Source organism: Flavobacterium sp. CR10 (assembly GCF_055814415.1).
On sequence record NZ_CP185985.1, the window covers coordinates 5,273,457 to 5,292,546 of the forward strand.

18 protein-coding genes are annotated in these 19,090 nt (G+C 33.9%); 6 read left to right on the forward strand and 12 right to left on the reverse strand.

Annotation, left to right across the window (positions count from 1 at the left end):
* Positions 1–59 precede the first annotated feature (59 nt).
* The 3 genes from ACNRYB_RS22095 (at position 60) to ACNRYB_RS22105 (ending at position 2,311) form a co-directional block, all read left to right on the forward strand.
* Positions 60–809 carry a DeoR/GlpR family DNA-binding transcription regulator gene (locus tag ACNRYB_RS22095; protein WP_165352384.1) on the forward strand — a complete coding sequence of 250 codons (750 nt, stop codon included), beginning with the start codon at positions 60–62 and terminating at the stop codon, positions 807–809.
* A 46-nt stretch (positions 810–855) separates the two neighbouring features.
* A complete protein-coding gene (locus ACNRYB_RS22100; protein ID WP_473728772.1) occupies positions 856–1,665 on the forward strand; it encodes a helix-turn-helix domain-containing protein in 810 nt (269 codons plus the stop codon).
* A gap of 163 nt (positions 1,666–1,828) precedes the next feature.
* Positions 1,829–2,311 carry a YybH family protein gene (locus ACNRYB_RS22105; protein ID WP_473728773.1) on the forward strand — a complete coding sequence of 161 codons (483 nt, stop codon included), beginning with the start codon at positions 1,829–1,831 and terminating at the stop codon, positions 2,309–2,311.
* Positions 2,312–2,391: 80 nt separating this feature from the next.
* Here ACNRYB_RS22105 and ACNRYB_RS22110 read toward each other — a convergent pair whose 3' ends face one another.
* The 5 genes from ACNRYB_RS22110 to ACNRYB_RS22130 form a co-directional block, all read right to left on the reverse strand.
* Entirely contained in the window at positions 2,392–3,843 is a 1,452-nt protein-coding gene (locus ACNRYB_RS22110; RefSeq protein WP_129745319.1) for a TolC family protein, read from the reverse strand.
* The gene (locus ACNRYB_RS22115) at positions 3,836–7,003 is read right to left on the reverse strand and encodes an efflux RND transporter permease subunit (protein ID WP_473728774.1); all 3,168 of its coding nucleotides are present in this window, start codon (positions 7,001–7,003) and stop codon (positions 3,836–3,838) included. Before ACNRYB_RS22115 ends, ACNRYB_RS22110 begins: the two co-directional genes overlap by 8 nt.
* Before the next feature lie 34 nt (positions 7,004–7,037).
* Positions 7,038–8,120, reverse strand: coding sequence for an efflux RND transporter periplasmic adaptor subunit (locus tag ACNRYB_RS22120; RefSeq protein ID WP_473728775.1), 1,083 nt, complete (start codon positions 8,118–8,120; stop codon positions 7,038–7,040).
* Between the two features lie 180 nt (positions 8,121–8,300).
* Positions 8,301–8,645, reverse strand: a complete 345-nt coding sequence (locus ACNRYB_RS22125) for a hypothetical protein (RefSeq protein WP_242502468.1) — start codon at positions 8,643–8,645, stop codon at positions 8,301–8,303.
* A gap of 229 nt (positions 8,646–8,874) precedes the next feature.
* Positions 8,875–9,279: a GNAT family N-acetyltransferase gene (locus ACNRYB_RS22130; protein ID WP_473728776.1), complete on the reverse strand. Its 405-nt coding sequence runs from the start codon at positions 9,277–9,279 to the stop codon at positions 8,875–8,877.
* 173 nt (positions 9,280–9,452) lie between these two features.
* Here ACNRYB_RS22130 and ACNRYB_RS22135 point away from each other — a divergent pair, with 173 nt between their 5' ends.
* Positions 9,453–10,016 carry an outer membrane beta-barrel protein gene (locus ACNRYB_RS22135; protein ID WP_129745309.1) on the forward strand — a complete coding sequence of 188 codons (564 nt, stop codon included), beginning with the start codon at positions 9,453–9,455 and terminating at the stop codon, positions 10,014–10,016.
* 40 nt (positions 10,017–10,056) lie between these two features.
* Here the strand turns inward: ACNRYB_RS22135 and ACNRYB_RS22140 are convergent, their stop codons facing one another.
* The 4 genes from ACNRYB_RS22140 to ACNRYB_RS22155 all read right to left on the reverse strand — a co-directional run bounded on the left by ACNRYB_RS22140 (position 10,057) and on the right by ACNRYB_RS22155 (position 14,912).
* Positions 10,057–10,671: a tetratricopeptide repeat protein gene (locus tag ACNRYB_RS22140; protein WP_129745307.1), complete on the reverse strand. Its 615-nt coding sequence runs from the start codon at positions 10,669–10,671 to the stop codon at positions 10,057–10,059.
* A gap of 165 nt (positions 10,672–10,836) precedes the next feature.
* Positions 10,837–12,714: a M1 family metallopeptidase gene (locus tag ACNRYB_RS22145; protein ID WP_473728777.1), complete on the reverse strand. Its 1,878-nt coding sequence runs from the start codon at positions 12,712–12,714 to the stop codon at positions 10,837–10,839.
* A 230-nt stretch (positions 12,715–12,944) separates the two neighbouring features.
* Positions 12,945–14,525 carry an NADP-dependent glyceraldehyde-3-phosphate dehydrogenase gene (locus ACNRYB_RS22150; protein ID WP_473728778.1) on the reverse strand — a complete coding sequence of 527 codons (1,581 nt, stop codon included), beginning with the start codon at positions 14,523–14,525 and terminating at the stop codon, positions 12,945–12,947.
* A gap of 75 nt (positions 14,526–14,600) precedes the next feature.
* Positions 14,601–14,912: a rhodanese-like domain-containing protein gene (locus ACNRYB_RS22155; RefSeq protein ID WP_129745301.1), complete on the reverse strand. Its 312-nt coding sequence runs from the start codon at positions 14,910–14,912 to the stop codon at positions 14,601–14,603.
* Between the two features lie 375 nt (positions 14,913–15,287).
* Between ACNRYB_RS22155 and ACNRYB_RS22160 the strand changes: the two genes are divergently transcribed.
* A complete protein-coding gene (locus ACNRYB_RS22160) occupies positions 15,288–15,914 on the forward strand; it encodes a Crp/Fnr family transcriptional regulator (RefSeq protein ID WP_008468285.1) in 627 nt (208 codons plus the stop codon).
* Between the two features lie 556 nt (positions 15,915–16,470).
* Positions 16,471–17,256 carry a sulfite exporter TauE/SafE family protein gene (locus ACNRYB_RS22165; protein ID WP_473728779.1) on the forward strand — a complete coding sequence of 262 codons (786 nt, stop codon included), beginning with the start codon at positions 16,471–16,473 and terminating at the stop codon, positions 17,254–17,256.
* A gap of 86 nt (positions 17,257–17,342) precedes the next feature.
* On the opposite strand, the gene ACNRYB_RS22170 is transcribed toward ACNRYB_RS22165, so the two are convergent.
* From ACNRYB_RS22170 to ACNRYB_RS22180, 3 genes are all read right to left on the reverse strand, one after another.
* A complete protein-coding gene (locus ACNRYB_RS22170; RefSeq protein WP_008468283.1) occupies positions 17,343–17,729 on the reverse strand; it encodes a helix-turn-helix transcriptional regulator in 387 nt (128 codons plus the stop codon).
* Positions 17,730–17,963: 234 nt separating this feature from the next.
* Positions 17,964–18,368, reverse strand: coding sequence for a hypothetical protein (locus ACNRYB_RS22175; protein WP_473728780.1), 405 nt, complete (start codon positions 18,366–18,368; stop codon positions 17,964–17,966).
* A gap of 261 nt (positions 18,369–18,629) precedes the next feature.
* Positions 18,630–19,046, reverse strand: a complete 417-nt coding sequence (locus ACNRYB_RS22180) for a helix-turn-helix domain-containing protein (protein WP_473728781.1) — start codon at positions 19,044–19,046, stop codon at positions 18,630–18,632.
* Between the last annotated feature and the right edge of the window lie 44 nt (positions 19,047–19,090).

Sequence of the window (19,090 nt, forward strand, 5' to 3'; positions counted from 1 at the left end):
AAAAATTGCAAAATATTGCAATTTTTAACTTATTTTTGCAACATAAAACCGCAGGCAAAATGAAAAAGGAAGAACGTCAAAAAGCAATTTTAGAATATTTATCTAAAGAACATCGCGTTTCATCTGTAGAATTAAGTGAATATTTGAGCGTTTCAGAAGATACCATCCGACGCGATTTAAAAGAACTTTCAGATCAAGGGCTTTTGAAAGCGGTTCGCGGTGGTGCGGTTGCTCCTTCTCCAATTCCGCTTCATTATAGAAAAAGAGAAAAACACGATATTGAAAACAAAAAAATTATTGCTCAAAAAGCTATTTCGTTTTTAAAAGACGGACAAGTTGTTTTTATTGATGGAGGAACTACATCTTTGGCTTTGGTTGCCAGTTTTCCTTACGATTTAAAATTAACGGTTATTACCAATAGTTTTCCCGTTGCTTCATTGATTGAAGATTTACCCAATATTGATTTAATTTTTGCTGGCGGAAAAATGTGCAAAACTTCTTTTGCGACTTCGAGTATTGAAACAATAGATTTCTTTAGAAATTTCAGAGCAGACGTCTTCATTTTAGGAATTTGCAGTATTCATCACGAACGTGGCATTACGGGAATTTTATACGACGATTCTGTGCTGAAAAAAAATATGATTAAAAACTCCAACTTTGTTATTGCTTTAAGTTCTATCGAAAAAGTTGAAACTGCCGAATCTTACTTTGTCTGCCCAATAAAAGACATTGATGTTTTGGTGACCAATGTTTCTCCCGAAGATGAAATTTTAAAGCCGTATAAAAATACTGGTTTAACTATTCTTTAATTTCATAACTTTGGTCTAGACAATGAATTAACATTAATCTGACGCAATGGAATTCCAATATTTTCTACCATCAGAAATTCTGAAACCTTATATAAAACATTATTATATTTTTGAATCAGATTCTGATATAGAATTTCAAGATACTGTTTTTCCGAGTGGCGAAATGGAAATGATTTTTAACCTCGCCGAAGGTATTTGGGAATCATTGATTGATGAAAAATTTCATAAAACACCCAAAATTGAATTGTGGGGACAAATAACAAAACCGCTTGCTATAAAATCAAAAGGCAGACACACTATGTTGGGCATTCGATTTTATACACACTCTGCAGCTTATTTTTTTAATGATGAAGTCGGAATCTTTAACGATCAGATTTTAGATTTAGAAGATGTTATTGGCAAACCTATAACAACACTTCATTTACAGCTTTTGGAAACTCCAGAAATTCAAAAGCGAATTGAACTTATCGAATCTTTCTTAATCAAGAAATTGATAATGAACGATAATAAGTCGCAAAAAATTCAAAAAGTGGCTCATATACTTTCGAGTTTAGTACAAAATCCATCAGGTAACGACATCAATACTATTGCAGCCAAATACGGAATGACGCCTCGCTATCTTCATAAACTGGTTTTTCAGCATACGGGTCTGGCTCCAAAATCCTTTAATAAGATTGTACGTTTTCAGCGCAGTTTAAAATTGATTGCCAATAATGATTCTCCCTTAACTTCAATTGCTTACGATTCTGGCTACTTTGACCAATCGCATTTTATAAGAGATTTTAAAGCTTTTACAGGAACCACGCCTACTTCTTACCTAGAAAATCTATCTCCAATAAATAATTTGATTATTTAAGGAAATGTATAGTATTTACAAACACTACTTCTCAGAATCTGAGCAACTCAGAATCTCAGTAACTTAAAAAAACTGTTCCGATTTGTACAATTTTAAAATTTTCAGACGCAATACCTTTGATTAAAATAATATCAATTTATTCTTTTAATTAAAAACAAACGTTATGAAAAATTATGTTCTTGGTACAATCTTAAAACTAATTTTATTTGCCATAGTATTAAACAGCTGTAATTCGACATCAAAAAAAGAAACAGCCAATTTAGACGAAGCAAAAAAAGCAATTCAGGCAAGTAATGCTATTTATTTTGATTCATTTAAAAACAACGATCCTTCGATTTTTATAGATCGTTATGCGGATGACGCTTCAATTTTGCTTCCGAATGCGCCTCAAATTTATGGAAAAGAAGGTGCTGCCAAATTCTTCAGAAAAGCCTATGATGAATACGGCTTAAGAGGCGGTAAATTTATTACGACAGCAGTTTACGGCGATGGCGTAGAATATGTTACCGAAGAAGGTTTATGGCAGTCTTTAAATTCGAAAGGAGAACTTATGGATGATGGCAAGTTTCTTGTTCTTTGGAAAAAAACACCTAAAGGCTGGAAAATGTTTAGAGATTCTTTTAGCAGTAATCGCGAAGCAAAATAAAAAATGCTTATTTAAAACCGAAAAAGCCTTTCAGAATTTTACTTCCGAAAGGCTTTTCCACTACAAATTAATTGGCAAAATTATTTCCATCCGCCGCCCAAGTCTCTGTAAACATGAACTGCAGCATTTAATTGTTCTTTTTTAGTGTCTATTAATTCCAATTTAGCTTCTAAAGCATCTCTCTGCGTCATCAAAACCTCGAAATAATCTACTCTAGCTGATTTAAACAAATCATTAGAAACATCAATAGAAGTATTTAAAGCGTCAACTTGTTTCGATTTAAGATCGTAACCTTTTTGAAGATTTTCAATCTTAGACATTTGGTTTGAAACTTCTAAATAAGCGTTTAAAACCGTACGATCATAATTGTATAATGCTTGAATCTGTCTTGCATTGGCACTCGCAAACTCTGCTTTAATTGCATTTCTGTTAATCAATGGTGCTACAAGATCTCCTGCCAATGAATATAAAAGCGATTCTGGCATGGTGAACAAATAAGAAGGTTTAAAAGCGTTTACTCCAATTGCAGCCGTAATATCCAAAGAAGGATAAAACTCTGCACGAGCTACTTTTACATCTAATTTTGCCGCAACCAATTCCAATTCTGCCTGTTTAACATCTGGACGATTCTGTAACAATTGAGATGGAATTCCAGAACTTACAACTGCTGGCAATAGACTTAAGAAGTTAGTGCTGCTAGTTCTTTTAATTTCCTGAGGATATCTACCCAGCAAAAAGTTGATTTTGTTTTCGTTTTCTTTTATCTTCTGTAAGATATCAAACTCCAGACTTTGTGAAGTTAAAACCTCTGCTTCAAATTTCTTAACTCCCAATTCTGTTGCTCTTGCCGCTTGTTTTTGAACTTTTACAATTTCTAAAGCGTTAGTCTGCAATTTGATGGTCTGCTTAACAATATCCAATTGATTGTCTAATGCCAACAATTCATAATAAGAATCGGCAACTTCAGCGATGAGGTTTGTAATCACAAAGTTTTTACCTTCTACTGTAGCCAAATATCTGTTTAAAGCTGCTTTTTTAGAATTTCGCAGTTTTTTCCAGATATCTACTTCCCAGTTTGCATAGGCTGCAATGGTAAAATCTCCCAACGGATCTGGTGTTTCAACTCCCGGTTTAATTTCTGTTGTAGCATCACCCGCACCTTGGCTGGTATATCTACCCACTTTTTCTACTCCCGCTCCCGCACGCAAACCTGCTGTTGGCAATAAAAGTCCTTTTTTTACACGAATATCATTCTTTGCAATTTCAATTTCCTGCAAAGTGATATTTAATTCCTGATTGTTTTTTAATGCAGCATCGATTAAATCTACTAGATTCTGATCTTTAAAATAATCTTTCCAGTTTAATGCTGCTGTATTATTGTTTGCATCTTGCGTTTGAGCAGTTGCACCAAACGATTCAGGAACTGGAGTACTTGTAGTAACTGCTGCCTCAGGTGCAGGAGTTTTACACCCTGCAACTGCTAGACAAACAGCTAATGCAATACTATATTGATATGATTTAACTTTATACATGATTGTTATCAATTTCTTCTGTTAATGGATTTTCTAATTCATGTTTTACCAATTTGTATTTTTCAGCAATTTTGGCAAAAATGAAATACAAGCCCGGAATTACAAATACACCACAAATGGTTCCAATAAGCATACCTCCCGCGGCTGCAGTACCAATTGTTCTGTTACCAATTTTACCGGGACCAGTTGCAAAAGCAAGTGGCAATAAACCTGCAATAAAGGCAAAAGATGTCATTAAGATTGGACGGAACCTTGCTTTTGCTCCTTCCATTGCTGATTGTAAAACCGATAATCCTGCAGCGTGTCTCTGTATCGCAAACTCCACGATCAATACGGCATTTTTACCTAACAAACCAATCAACATTACCATTGCAACTTGAGCGTAAATGTTGTTTTCTAATCCTGTTAATTTTAATAAAAGGAAAGCTCCGAAAATACCCGCTGGCAAGGAAAGAATTACTGACAATGGCAGAATGAAACTTTCATATTGTGCTGCTAAGACCAAGTAAACGAATCCTAAACAGATTAAGAATACCCAAATAGCCTGATTACCTTGAGCCACCTCATCGGCAGAAATACCTGCCCAGTCAATGTCATATCCTCTTGGCAATTTTTCTGCAGCTACTCTCTGAATTACTTTAATTGCAGTACCTGAACTATAACCCGCAGCTGGCGAACCACTGATTTGTGTTGAGGTATACATATTGTGACGCGTAATCTCTGAAAGTCCATACACTTTTTCTAATTTCATAAAAGCAGAATAAGGAACCATTTCATCACGATCGTTTTTCACATACAATTTCAAGATATCATCTGGCTGTGCACGATATTCTGGCGAAGCTTGAACAATTACTTTATAGTTGATACCGAATTTGATAAAACTGATTTCGTAGTTACTTCCCACAAGAGTTGACAACGTATTCATAGCATTTTCGATAGAAACACCTTTTTGCTGTGCTAAGTCATTGTCGACTTTCATCATGTATTGAGGGAAACTAGAGCTATAAAAACTAAATACGTTTGATAATTCTGGCTGTCTGTTCAATTCGGCAACAAAATCATTGTTTACCTGTTCCATTCTCTTATAATCTACAGAACCCGTTTTATCTAGCAAACGAAGCTCAAATCCTCCGGCAGCACCATATCCAGGTACAGCAGGCGGTTGGAAAAATTCGATATTTGCTCCTGCAATATCTTTACATTTTTCCTCCATTTCGTGCATAATCTCCAAAACAGATTCTTTTCTCTCGCTCCAGTCTTTCAGGTTAACCAAACACGTTCCAGAGTTAGCTCCTGTACCTTCAGACAAAATCTCATAACCTGCCAATGAAGAAACCGATTTTACTCCGTCAATCTCCTCAGCAATTTTCTGAACTCTCTCTGCAATATTGTTTGTTCTTTCTAAAGATGATCCTGGAGGCGTCTGAATTACGGCATAAAACATTCCCTGATCCTCATTCGGAATAAATCCTGAAGGAACTGAACTGCTTATTAAAAATGTTCCGATACAGAAACCTATAAGTGCCACAATTGTAACCACTCTTCTGTCAACGATTTTACCTAATAAATTTTGGTATTTCCCTTGTGCTAAATTGAATTTTTCGTTGAAAGCATCAATAAATCTATTGGCTGGTGTTGGCTTTTTAGGCTGTCCGTGATTGTTTTTTAGCATCATCGCACAAAGTGCAGGTGTCAATGTCAAAGCCACAATACCAGAAAGGATAATCGCCGTTGCCATAGTTACAGAAAACTGTCTGTAGAAAACTCCAACAGGACCAGACATAAAGGCAACCGGAATAAATACCGCCGCCATTAAGAATGTAATAGCGATAATTGCCCCCGCGATTTCATGCATTGCTTGTTTAGTTGCTTTAAATGGCGAGAGATGTTCTTCTTCCATCTTGGCGTGAACGGCCTCAATAACCACAATCGCGTCATCGACGACGACTCCAATTGCTAATACTAAAGCAAATAATGTAATTAAGTTCAATGAAATATCGAAGAAAGTCATGAACACGAAAGTTCCGACCAACGATACTGGAACCGCAATTGCTGGAATAACCGTAGATCTCCAGTCTCCTAAGAAAAGGAATACTACCAAACCAACCAGAATAAAGGCCTCAACAAGCGTGTGGATTACTTTCTCTATAGAAGCATCAAGGAATTTAGAAACGTCATACGAAATTTCATAATCCATTCCTTTTGGAAATCTCTGTTTGATTTTTTCCAATTTAGCTTTAACCTCCTCAATAACTTGATTCGCGTTACTTCCAAAAGACTGTTTCAATACAATCGCCGCAGATGGTCTTCCATTTAAATTAGAATAGATATCATACATTGAACTTCCAAATTCAACTTTGGCAATATCTTTCAGACGTAAAAGTTCTCCATTTGGATTTGCTTTTACCACAATATTCTCGTATTGTTCTTTTGTCGTAAAACGTCCTGAATATTTCAATACATATTCAAATGCTTGAGAACGCTTACCTGAACTCTCTCCTGTTTTTCCTGGAGAGGCCTCCAAACTCTGACTTGATAATGCTTCCATTACTTCATCAGCAGAAATTTTATAAGCTAACATACGGTCTGGCTTCAACCAGATACGCATTGCATATTCACGTGTTCCTAAGATATCTCCAGAACCAATACCGTTTACCCTTTTCAATTCAGAAAGTACGTTGATATCGGCATAGTTGTATAAGAACTTCATGTCAGTATTTTTGTCTGTACTGTAAAGGTTCACGTACATCAACATACTTGGCACTTCTCGAGTAATCTTAATACCTTCACGGATTACCAAAGGAGGAAGTTTATTGGTAACAGAAGCCACACGGTTCTGCACGTTAATTGCAGCTTGGTTAGGATCTGTACCTAAGTTAAAAACTACTTTAATTGTAGCTTCACCGTCGTTTCCAGCATCTGAAGCCATATATTTCATTCCAGGAACACCGTTTAAGGCTCTTTCCAAAGGAATAACAACTGCTTTAACCATCAATTCACCGTTAGATCCAGGATAATCTGCGGTAACGTTCACCATTGGAGGCGAAATTGTAGGGAATTGTGTAATTGGTAAATTCAAAACCGACAACACCCCTAAAAAGACAATAATCAACGATATTACTATCGAAAGAACAGGTCTTTGAATAAATTTATTAAACATTTTTGTATTTTTTAATGATTAAAACCCAGTAAACCTATTCTGCTTTTAAGCGTAAATGATTGATTACTTCTTTAGGAGATTCGTAATCGAATTTAATCTTGTCGTTTTCTTTTACTTTCTGAACTCCTTCAAGTAGGATTCTATCGTTTTCTGTAATACCGCTTTTGATTACATATAAATCAGGAATTTCACCTGTGATTGTAATCTCTCTAGAACTTACTTTGTTGTCTTTGCCAACTACAAAAACATATTTTTTATCTTGAATTTCGTAAGTTGCTTTTTGCGGAATTACAATGGCATTTTTAAGAGGAACATTCATTTGAACTTGTCCTGTTTCACCATTTCTAAGTAATTTTCCAGAATTAGGGAATCTTGCTCTGAAAGCGATATTTCCTGTTTCGTTGTTGAATTCACTTTCAATTACCTCAACATTTCCTTTTTCTTTAAAAATATCTCCGTTAGCCAAAACTAAGTTTACTTTGTTATCTGCACGGTCTTTAATATTAGTCTCATAACTAATATATTCTGGCTCCGAAACATTGAAATAAGCAAACATCTGACTGTTGTCTGAAAGACTTGTCAATAATTCTCCCTCGTCAATTAAACTTCCAAGTTTTAAAGGAATACGGTCGATTGTTCCGTCAAACGGAGCTCTGATTTCTGTGAATGATAAATGAAGTTTTGCTAATGATACTTCAGCTTTTGCTGATTGTAGTTTTGCTTGAGCAACACTCAATTCGTTTTTAGAAACGATATTTTTATCTGCTAATAATTTAGAATTCTGCAATTCGATTTCTGCAGATTTTTGTTCTGACTGTGCTTTTAATAATTCTGCCTGGTACATGTTTGGCATAATTTTAAATAACAGCTGTCCTTTTTTTACAAACTGTCCTTCGTCAACATATATATTTTGTAAAAAACCTTTTTCTTGGGCGCGAAGCTCGATATTACGAACCGATCTAATTTGTGAAACGTATTCTTTGGTAAACGAAGTATCGATTCTAACCGGACTAGTAACCGTAAATTTTTCAACTTCTTCTTTTTCTTCTTTTTTAGATGTACAGCTCGTTAAGCACACCAAGGCCATTAAGCCTGTGAACACAATGATTTTTTTCATGATTTAGTTTGGAAATTAAGCGATTGAATGCTTTTGGAATAAAAAATTCCTTTTGGATGTTAAAATGCATCAGTCAGCCTTAGTCCAGACCTTTAACCTTCATATAAGCAGGAGTAGAAAAATATACAACAGCAAGATACGCAGAGATCAAAACTCAGGTAACCGATGTATACTATAAAATCAAATTCTTAATACTCGTTGAGTAATATAGATAGGATTTGAATGCCCGAATATAGGCGTAGAAAATTTTAAACGACTAGAATCATTCGCTGCAGACTGATCTGAAAGTGCCAGATACAAAGCGTCTACCAAACTGTACGAAGCAGTAAAATATTTGTTCGCAAGTAAATCAACATCTTCGCCACCAACTAAATCTTCTTCTAAATCAATATCCGTAGCTTCTTCAATTGTTGAAGTTCCACGATCTTGATTAGTGAATTTAACTCGGTGTTTTTGTAGATGATGGTGATTATGAGGACCAAACGTATTTGCATTCAAATATTGGCCTCCGCCAAACAGAAGCATATTCATGAATACTAAAAATACTATTAACTTTCTCATTTCGGTGCGAAAGTAATAAAAGAATTAAAACAAAAAAAGATTTTTTAACAAGCTTTAACAGTTACATAAAATGAAAACGTTTTCGGTAACTTTTTATATGAAGATTAGATGAAGAAAAGCATCATTCGATTCAAAAAACACAATATAACCAACTACAAAACAAACATTTATACAGAAAAACAATTTCTTATTTTTAAATTTCAATTTCCATTATCGTAAACTCCTGACCAGCTTTTACAAATGTTTTATGAGTATCTATAAGTCCTATTTTTTCATAAAAAGACTTTTTATTGCTTCTGGCATTACACCAAACTTTTTCCATTTTTTCATTTTTGGCAAATTCCAAAATGTGTTTTAAAAGATAAGAAGCAATTCCTTTTCCCTGATACTCTTCTAAAGTGGCTAATTTTCTAAACTGCATTTCTTTCCCTTCAATAAAACAAGAAACGATAGAAACTAATTTATTTCCTTCAAAAACTCCAAAATGAAATCCTAAGTCGTCTTCTTCTAGCTGTACAAACTCAAAAGGCTTGTCGGGCCACATTACTTCATGACGGATCTGCCAAGTATCGGATGCTTTTATTGTTTTAATTTCCATTAACAATGTATTAAATCTTTTCAAAAATAATTCTTTTTAATATGATTAGAAAAGCTGAGCAAAAAATGAACAGAGCTAACTATCAAAACTTTACAAAAAAATAAATCAGACAAATCGCTCAATTCTAATCTATTATGTTTATTTTTATGCTACCAAAATCAAATAAGATCCTTATGAAAAAATTCTTTTTAGCAGCATTTTTATGTTTTTGTGTAAATGGATTTGCGCAATTAATACAAGTTGGACCGCAGTTTTCGACCAATATTACTTCTGTTGATGCAAAAAGCTTTAGCTCTGACCATACGAATACAGGAGTTGGTTTTGCCGCTTTTGCTCGAGTAAACCTTACCGTTTTTTATGCGCAAGGTGAATTTGGCTACGCTCAAACTAATTTCAGCGTTTTCCAAGATGGCGTTGGAGAAACCGAATTTAAATTGTCTGGCACTGATGCGACTTTAATCGCCGGTTTCAAAATTATTCCGCTTGGAAAAATTGGTAATGTAAGAGTTTTTGCAGGATACAATTGGAAGAATTATTCGGACATAAAACCAAGCAATAATCTAAATTCTATAGCATTTGAAAGAAACAACCACAGTATACTTGGAGGTGTTGGAGTTGATGTCTGGAGACTTACTTTTGATGTAAGATATTTAGCAGGATTAACCGATATAGATGCATCTAGTAGTGAAATTAAAACTGGAATAACCAGCCTTTCTCTTGGATTTAAATTTCTATAAATATAAAAAAAGGGAATCAATTAATTCCCTTTTTATTTATTTAGATCTTAACATAATAACTTTCTTCGTTATCACTGTTTATTTTTTGTATTCCTTCTTCTGTTTTAATAGCTACATTGACAACATGCAACGTGTTTGATCTTTCATTAAGACTGCAGTTCCAAATTGTCCCGTCTGAAAGGATGATTTCTGAGAATACTGATGCAGTGCAGTTTGCATCATTATAAACTAAATTTTCTGTTTTTAGAAGTTTCTTTACTTTTGTTTTTTTGTCTACTTCATAAAACGCTATTTCATTTTCTTTGATCTCAATTAATTCGTCAAAACTAGATTGATTGGCATTATCCGCCGTAGCTGCAGACCAGACTGGCTGATTCCCTGTCCGCTTCCAAGTTCCAATGGCTTGACTTAAAATTTCTTTTCTCAAAAGGCTACGTAAAGCATCCACTTTATTTAGGGCATCTTTTCCAATCTCATTGTCGGGTTTAATTTTAGCTGCTAAAGAAAATAAATCAACCGCTTTTTCAAAATCGGCTTTTTTATAATAAGAAACGGCTAACTCATATTTGCTTTTTTGAAATGCTTTTTTTTGGTCATTTTGTCCAAAGAACTTGAATGTACTAAACAATACAATCAGTACAAATGTATTTTTCATTAAAATTTGTAGGTTTTTTATTATTTAACAAACCTACTCTTTTTTTTGAGAAATATCTTTACGGTTTTCCGTATTTCTGATTAATGTTAATTATTCCAAAAAAATAACGTTATTTTATTAAAAACAAAACAGCATTATTAACTAATTTATTTAAAACATCTTAATCTATTTAACAAGTAAAATATTGTTTTCTGGTGTTGCATCCATAAAAATCCCTCCATCAAGCTGAATTTGGGCTATTTTTTTTACACTTTTCAGGGTTATTTTAGCCGTTTTTTGATTTTTTTCCCAAACTGCTGGGGTTTGATGTATCGTTACTTTCGATTTATCAGCGTAAGTAATTACAACATCAAATGGAATTGCAAAACCTCCAATGTTTTCTACTGTTATGATTTTCTTATCTGCAGAAATACCTTTTACTGCAATATCTAAATAATTGTTGGTAAAGAACCAATTATTAAAAAACCAATTTAAATTTTTACCTGTTGAGGTATTAAATGAATTAAAATAATCCCACGGAATTGGATGTTTGCCATTCCAAATATCCATATAATCGTGCAGCGCTTTTTTAAATACATCGTCACCCAATAAATCTTTCAAAGCCAAATAAGAAAGAGACGCTTTACCATAAGAATTATTTCCGTAACCTGCTCCAGAAACTTGTGTAGACATTGTGATAATAGGCTGATCTTCTTCTGTTGAACGGTCATTTATATAATGTTTTACTCTGAATTCTTTGTAAAAATTATCGGCAGCCTCTTTTCCATGCTCAGCAATTCCGATTAAATATTCGAAAGTTGTTGCCCATCCTTCGTCCATAAAAGCATAACGCGTTTCATTAATTCCCATATAAAAAGGGAAATAAGTATGTGCTACTTCGTGGTCTTGGACTAATTGCGCAAAAACAGGATCATCCACTTGCGAATCGTTACACATCATAGGGTATTCCATATCGGCGAAACCTTGAAAAGCTGTCATTTTAGAAAACGGATACGGAACTCCTGGCCAATTGTTAGAAAACCAATCTAAAGCATACTGATTGTTTTTTACAGAATTTACAAAATCTGTTCCCGTAATATTGTAAGCCGCCTGAACGCTTACACGGCGATTTGTTTTCTTATCGACAATCACACTACTAGCATCCCATAAATAATGATCGCTTAATCCGAAACATACATCTGTGATATTTTTGGCTTCAAATTTCCAAACGTTCCAATCGTATTGCTTGGTCACGATTCCGCTTTTCATTTCCTCTGCGTTAGCGATATGCAGAATTTCATCTGTTGTGTAAGATTTCTTTAAGCGTGATGCAAATTCTGGCTGCAAAACCTCATCTGGATTTAGCAAATCACCTGTTGCATAAACCACATAATTTTTAGGTGCTTTTACAGAAAAAACATAATCATTAAAATCATTATAAAATTCTTGACGATCTGTATGCGGCAATCTATCCCATCCGTTATAATCATCAAAGACAGAAACTCTTGGATAACTATAGGCTACAAAAAAAGTTGTTTCGTCAATCTGTCCTTCTCTTCCGCTCTCTTTAGACAAAGGATAATTCCACCCAATATTTATAGTTGTTTTTGAATGAGGTAAAATTGGTTTCTGCAGTTTTACATTTCCAACCGTTCCCCAATTTCTAGCGTCTTCTTTGTACACTTCATTTTCAACTTTTAACGAAGTAATCGTCAATCCGTCGCTTAAAAAATCATTGCTTACATCGCTCCCACGAGAAGAAGTGGGTTTATGAAGATTATTTACAAAACGGATAACTAAATTTCTTAGCGTATCCTTGCTATTGTTCTCGTAAATAATAGTTTCTGTGCCTGAAACCAATCTAGTTTTAGGATCAATAGAAATTTCCATATTATATTTTCCGCGGTTCTGCCAATAATTTACGCCCGGTTTCCCGTCTTTAGAACGTGTTCCGTTATCGTAGGCTTTTTTAATATTTCGTGGCATGTAAAGCTCTTGAGCAATAGTATCTTGGGCAAAAAGAACAAATGCTATTAATGCAAATTGCAAAAATCTCTTTTTCATAAATGATTCTTAGGTCTTTAAATTGTTTGGTATAATAGTAAGACTGCTTTTTTTAATAATGTTACAAATTTAATTATTAATTGTTAATGGTAGATGGTTTGTAGTTGATGGCTATTGGTTAAATGGTGCTTTTTAATTTTTAATTAATAAACCTTAGCATCTTAAAAGAAAAAACCGTCTGTCACCAAAAGCAACAGACGGCATCTACAATTAATATATAACCTTGATTACTACAAAATATAATCGGTATTAATAAAATTCGATTCTTTGCTGTTAAGCAATTCCTGCAGAATCTCATTATTATAATCGATATCTTTTGAAGCTACAAACGTACGGATTGAGAATGAACGCAAAGCATCTGGAATACTCAAAGTTCCTACAGCAGAATCTTTTCTTCCTGTAAAAGGGAAAGCGTCTGGACCTCTTTGGCAAGAACTGTTGAGGTTTACTCTGCAAACTAAGTTTACTAAAGCATCAATAAGCGGTGCCAATGTTTTTATGTCTTTACCAAACAAACTTACTTGCTGACCGTAATTTGATTCTGCCATATCTTTCAATGGTTCTTTAATATCTTTGAAAGAAAGCACAGGTACAACTGGGCCAAACTGCTCTTCATGATACACACGCATTTCTTTGTTTACTGGATAAAGAACTGCAGGGAAAATATAATTATCGGTATGTTTTCCTCCTTTTTCATTAATCACTTTAGCTCCTTTATGAACAGCATCATCAATTAATCCCTGAATATATTTTGGCTTCTCTGTTTCTGGAAGCGGTGTTAAAGAAACTCCTTTTTCCCAAGGATTTCCAAAAACCAAACTGTCTACTCTCTCAGCAAAACGTTTATTGAATTCTTCTCTAATAGATTCGTGAACATATAAAACTTTCAACGCTGTACAACGCTGTCCGTTAAAAGACAAACTTCCTGTAATACATTCTTGAATAGCCAAATCTAAATCGGCATCTGGAAGAATAATTGCTGGATTTTTTGCTTCTAAACCTAAAATCAAACGCAATCTATTTTTGTTAGGGTGCTGATCTTGTAAAGCAATCGCCGATTTACTGTTTCCAATTAATGCCAAAACATCAATTTTTCCAGATTTCATAATCGGAGAAGCTACTTCACGTCCTCTTCCGTAAACGATATTGATTACACCTTTTGGAAAACTGCTTCTGAAAGCTTCCAACAATGGCGAAATACATAAAACACCATGCTTAGCAGGTTTGAAGATTACAGTATTTCCCATAATCAAAGCTGGAATCAGCAATGAGAAAGTTTCGTTTAAAGGATAATTATAAGGCCCAAGACATAATACAACCCCAAGAGGTCCACGGCGAATCATAGCGTTTACTCCCTGAACCTTTTCAAAGTGCGAACTGCGTCCGTTTAATTCCTTGTAGCTTGCAATAGTATCGTAAATATACTCTACTGTTCTGTCGAATTCTTTTTGCGAATCTCCCAATGATTTTCCGATTTCCCACATTAAGTATTTTACCACTTCTTCGCGGGTTTCTTTCATTTGCTTCACAAATTTTTCCATGCATTTAATACGATCCACTACTTTCATAGTCGGCCATAAACCTTGCCCCATATCGTATGCATTGGTAGCAGCTTCGACAACTTCTGCCGCTTCTTTTTCTCCCATAAAAGGAATAGATCCTAATAAAGTCGGCGTATATTTTTCTGTTGAAGAAATAGTAGAAAACACAGGTGTGGTTTGCCCTGTCCATTGTTTCAATTCTCCATTTACAAGATAAGTATCTTGATTTATCAGCGCATTAATCTGATATTCTTCTGGTATAAAACTCATAATTTGGTTTGTTTAATGGTCTGGTAATTCTATTTTCAAAAGAAAAAAGAGGCTTTTTTATTGCCTCTTCTTCTTTTATGGTTGTACTGTTTCACCTTCCCAATCTAGGATTCCTCCAAGCAGATTGTAGGCATTTTCGATACCTAATTCGTTCATTATCTGACATGCTTTTGCACTTCTCGCCCCAGAACGACAGTATACGTAATAATTTTTATTTTTGTCTAATTCTTCTATTTCATAGATAAATGCCTGCCCTTTATTGATATCAATGTTTAGAGCATTCTCAATGTATCCGTCATTAAATTCGTCTTCAGTTCTTACATCAAGTATAACTGCATTTTCGTCAGCCTGTAACTGAGCAACCCAATCTTCTTGTGATAAATTCATAGTAAAATGTGTTTTTGTAAAATTACGACGTTTCTATATATAAAAAACGTACCAAATGCGATTTCGATTATTATTCTCAGAAAACGTTTTAGAGAAAGTATTATAATCAGTGAATTACAAATTTAGTTACTATTTTTAAAAATTCAGCCTACAAAATCGATAGAAAATGGGATTTCTTCATTTACACAGAATTACTCATAAATCTAGTTTTCTGACAATTATTCCCATTTCAAACCATTATCTTTGTAATCAAATACATTTTTTAATTCGATTTTGATAAAAACTTAGTCACAATGGTTTACATTTTTTGGTTTAAACTAAATCCAAAAAATGGGAAATTCGACTTGGCCCGATGTGACAAAATTATTATACAACATGCAGCAATCATTAAAAACCATATTCCCTAATTTCTCTAACGAACTTATCGCTACAATTGAAGAAAACGGAAGCCTTCAGGATTTTAAAGCGGGAACCATTTTAATGCGTACCGGACAATATATTAAAAATACAGTTTTGATCATTAAAGGTAAAATCAAAATCTATCGCGAAGGTGAAGATGGCGGAGAGTTTTTAATGTATTATTTACAGCCGGGACAAGCCTGCGCGATCTCGATGATCTGTACCGCAAAAAGCGAAAAGAGCCAGATTATGGCAAAAGTAGTCGAAGATGTTACCGTGATGATGATTCCGTTGCAATTGATGGACAAATGGATGATGGAACACCGTTCTTGGTACGAATTTGTTATTGAAACTTACCGAAGCCGTTTTGAAGAAGTCTTGGAAGTTGTCGACAATATCGCTTTCCGTTCTATGGACGAAAGGTTAGAATTCTACTTAAAAAGACATTCTGATGCCTGTGGCTGTTCTGAAGTGAATTTATCACATCAGGAAATCGCAACTGAATTGAATACGTCACGCGAAGTGGTTTCCAGATTACTCAAAAAAATGGAACAGCGTGGTCTAGTCAAACTCAACCGAAACCAAATTGAATTATTAAAGTAATTTTTTTGTTTGCCACAGATTAAAAAGATTATTATGATTTCTTTTTATTAAGAATAGAAAAATCCATCTAATCCTATAATCTGTGGCAAAAAAAATTCCTGCTGTCAGGCTGAGCGAAGTCGAAGCCCCGCAAAGCATTTCGACTTCACTCAATGTGACAAAATAATTCGCGAAAATTCGTGAATTCGTGGCGAAAAAAAAATCTTCTGTGATAAATGTTACTCAAAAAAATGGAACAGCGCGGTTTGGTTAAACTCAACCGAAACCAGATTGAATTATTAAAGTATTTTTTTTTGTTTGCCACAGATTAAAAAGATTATTATGATTTCTTTTTATTAAGAATAGAAAAATCCATCTAATCCTTATAATCTGTGGCAAAAAAATTTCCTGCTGTCAGGCTGAGCGAAGTCGAAGCCCCGCAAAGCATTTCGACTTCGCTCAATGTGACAAAATAATTCGCGAAAATTCGTGAATTCGTGGCGAAAAAAAATCTTCTGTGATAAATGTTACTGTAGGTTTCTAATTTCCGAAGCAACTTTGCATCAAAACAAATGCAATGGAATACTTAGGATTTTTCGCCTCAATCATAATCGGAATTACACTTGGCTTAATTGGCGGCGGAGGTTCTATTCTGACAATTCCAATTTTGGTCTACTTATTTAAAGTCAATCCCGATCAGGCCACCTCTTATTCCTTATTTATTGTCGGATTAACAGCATTGTTTGGAAGTTACAGCCACTATAAAATGGGAAATCTGAAACTGAAATCGGCTCTATATTTTGCAGTTCCTTCAGTTGTTTCTATTTTAATAATTCGCGAAGTAATCTTTCCGCAAATTGCGGCTACTTTATTTTCTGTTGCTTCCTATACCGTTTCAAAAGATTTTCTGATTATGATTATCTTTTCAATTTTAATGATTACAGCGGCCATTTCAATGATTAAAAAAAATGAGCCCGAAATAAAATCAGCAGAAACCAATTATTCGCAGCTAAGCTTAATCGGATTCTTGGTCGGAATTGTAACTGGTTTTCTAGGCGCTGGCGGCGGATTTCTGATTATTCCTGCACTTCTTTTTTTCGCTAATCTTCCCATGAAACAAGCCGTTGGAACTTCACTATTAATCATTACCATTAACTCGTCAATAGGTTTTGCCGGCGATTTATATATCGGAACACCAATAGATTATACTTTTTTATTGAGTGTTTCAGCAATGGCATTAATCGGCATGTTTATTGGGAGCCAGCTTTCTAAAAAAATAGACGGCGCAAAATTAAAACCCCTTTTTGGATGGTTTGTTCTCGCAATGGGATTTTATATCATAGCTAAAGAAGTTCTATTCTAACAGCAATTTCAAAAAATTTATTTAGTTTCACTTGTAGAGTAATCTTTGTCAAAGCATTAAGCTCTGACAAAGATGAAACTAAATTTTTATAGTTCTCCGAATTTATCTTTATAACGTTCCAATTCTATTTCGGTTCTAGAAAGCAACTTTTCTAACAATTGAATTTTATCCTCATAAAGTTCTTTTATAATCGAAGTATTGTCGGCATTAATTAAAATACTGCCATTATTATTTCCATTTATTTTATTGAAACTATTAAAATATTTATCGTAATCAAAACTAATTATGTCTTCTACGCTGACATCTAAAATCTTCCCTATTTCAACCAGTTTTTCATAACTCAAAGAAGTTTTTCCCTTCTCAATTTTACTGTAACCCGCTTGAGTTACACCTAATCTTTCCGCCATATATTCCTGAGTGTAATTTTTTAACTCTCTAATGTTTTTAATCTTGCTTTTAATTGTTGTGGCCATATTTCTTTTTCTGATTTGGGGTCATGTATAGTTAAAACAGCCAGCCGTTAAATTGTAACGGCATAACTATACTTATTTTTGGGTATTCATAAAGCTACTTCATAATGAAAACACTATGACTTAGCGTTTTGTTAATTTTCTTTTTTTGATGATAAAATAACCATATATCAATGCTGCCATTATGAAAAAAACATCATAATGGGAAATAGTAAATACAAACATCTCTGATTTTTCTTAAGCAGTTCTTTGTATACTGCGTTCAAATTGAAGATCTAAATAATTATCGATCTGCTTGCCGATCAACACACGGTCTTCTGGCGCAATTTTAGTTCTTATTTCATTTTGGTAAATATCTTTAACAAAAACAAAATATACAAACTCGGCCTTATTGCCAAACCTGGCGACTATGATAAATGCATAACACAAAAGCGCAGGAATAATGTAATACAAGTCCATTAAATTGGAAAACAGCATGCAATAATATGCAACAGTTGTTACAGCTATAAAAGCGCCGTTTTCTAGAAAATATTTTCTCTTTTTTTTGAGCAGTCCGAGCTCTTTGATTTCATCAAATTGATACTGCCAGTTTTTAGATTTATAACAAAACCTAACCTCGTCGGAAAAAATTGTTAAAGGCATAAATTCAGTAGGTAAAATAGATTTAAGTTTTAGTAAAAATCGTATCCAAAAATTCTTTTAGGGGGAAAAAATTCTTAGATACGCAATATTAAGCATTAACTGCTTTTTTTTTTGGCAATACAGCTTATAGAATATAACTGTTGGTTGTAATTAAATCTTTTACAAAAATTTACTTACGTTTTTTTTAATAAAATATTATTCAATTAAAAAATCCGTTTATTCTAAAAGAACAAACGGATTTATGTTTTTATTTTTAAAATTTTACTTTTTCAGCAGTTTTTCTAGATACTCTACCTTTTCTTTTTCTGCTTGAACTAAAGCTTTTTCAACCTGAACCAATCGTTCATAGAGTTCTACCACTTTATCCAAAGGATTAAAAGTCGCATACATTCCTTGATTAAAACTATTTCCTTGACTTGAACTATTATCATAAAAATTATTAAAGAAATTGAAAACAGATTCTTCTGAAAAATTTTCAATTGCTTCTATTGTAACACCAAGTGCTTTTGCGATTTCTGTCAATTTTTCATTATCGATCGTTTCGCTCGATTCGATATTTGAAACAGTTTGCTGGCTTAAACCAATTGCAATTGCCAAAGCTTCCTGCTTCATTCCTTTAAGCTCTCTAATTCGGCTTATGTTTCTTCCTATATGTTTTGGTTTTGCTGTTGTACTCATAATTCAAAGATATTTAAAATTCTTGAGAAATTATTTGATTCGTA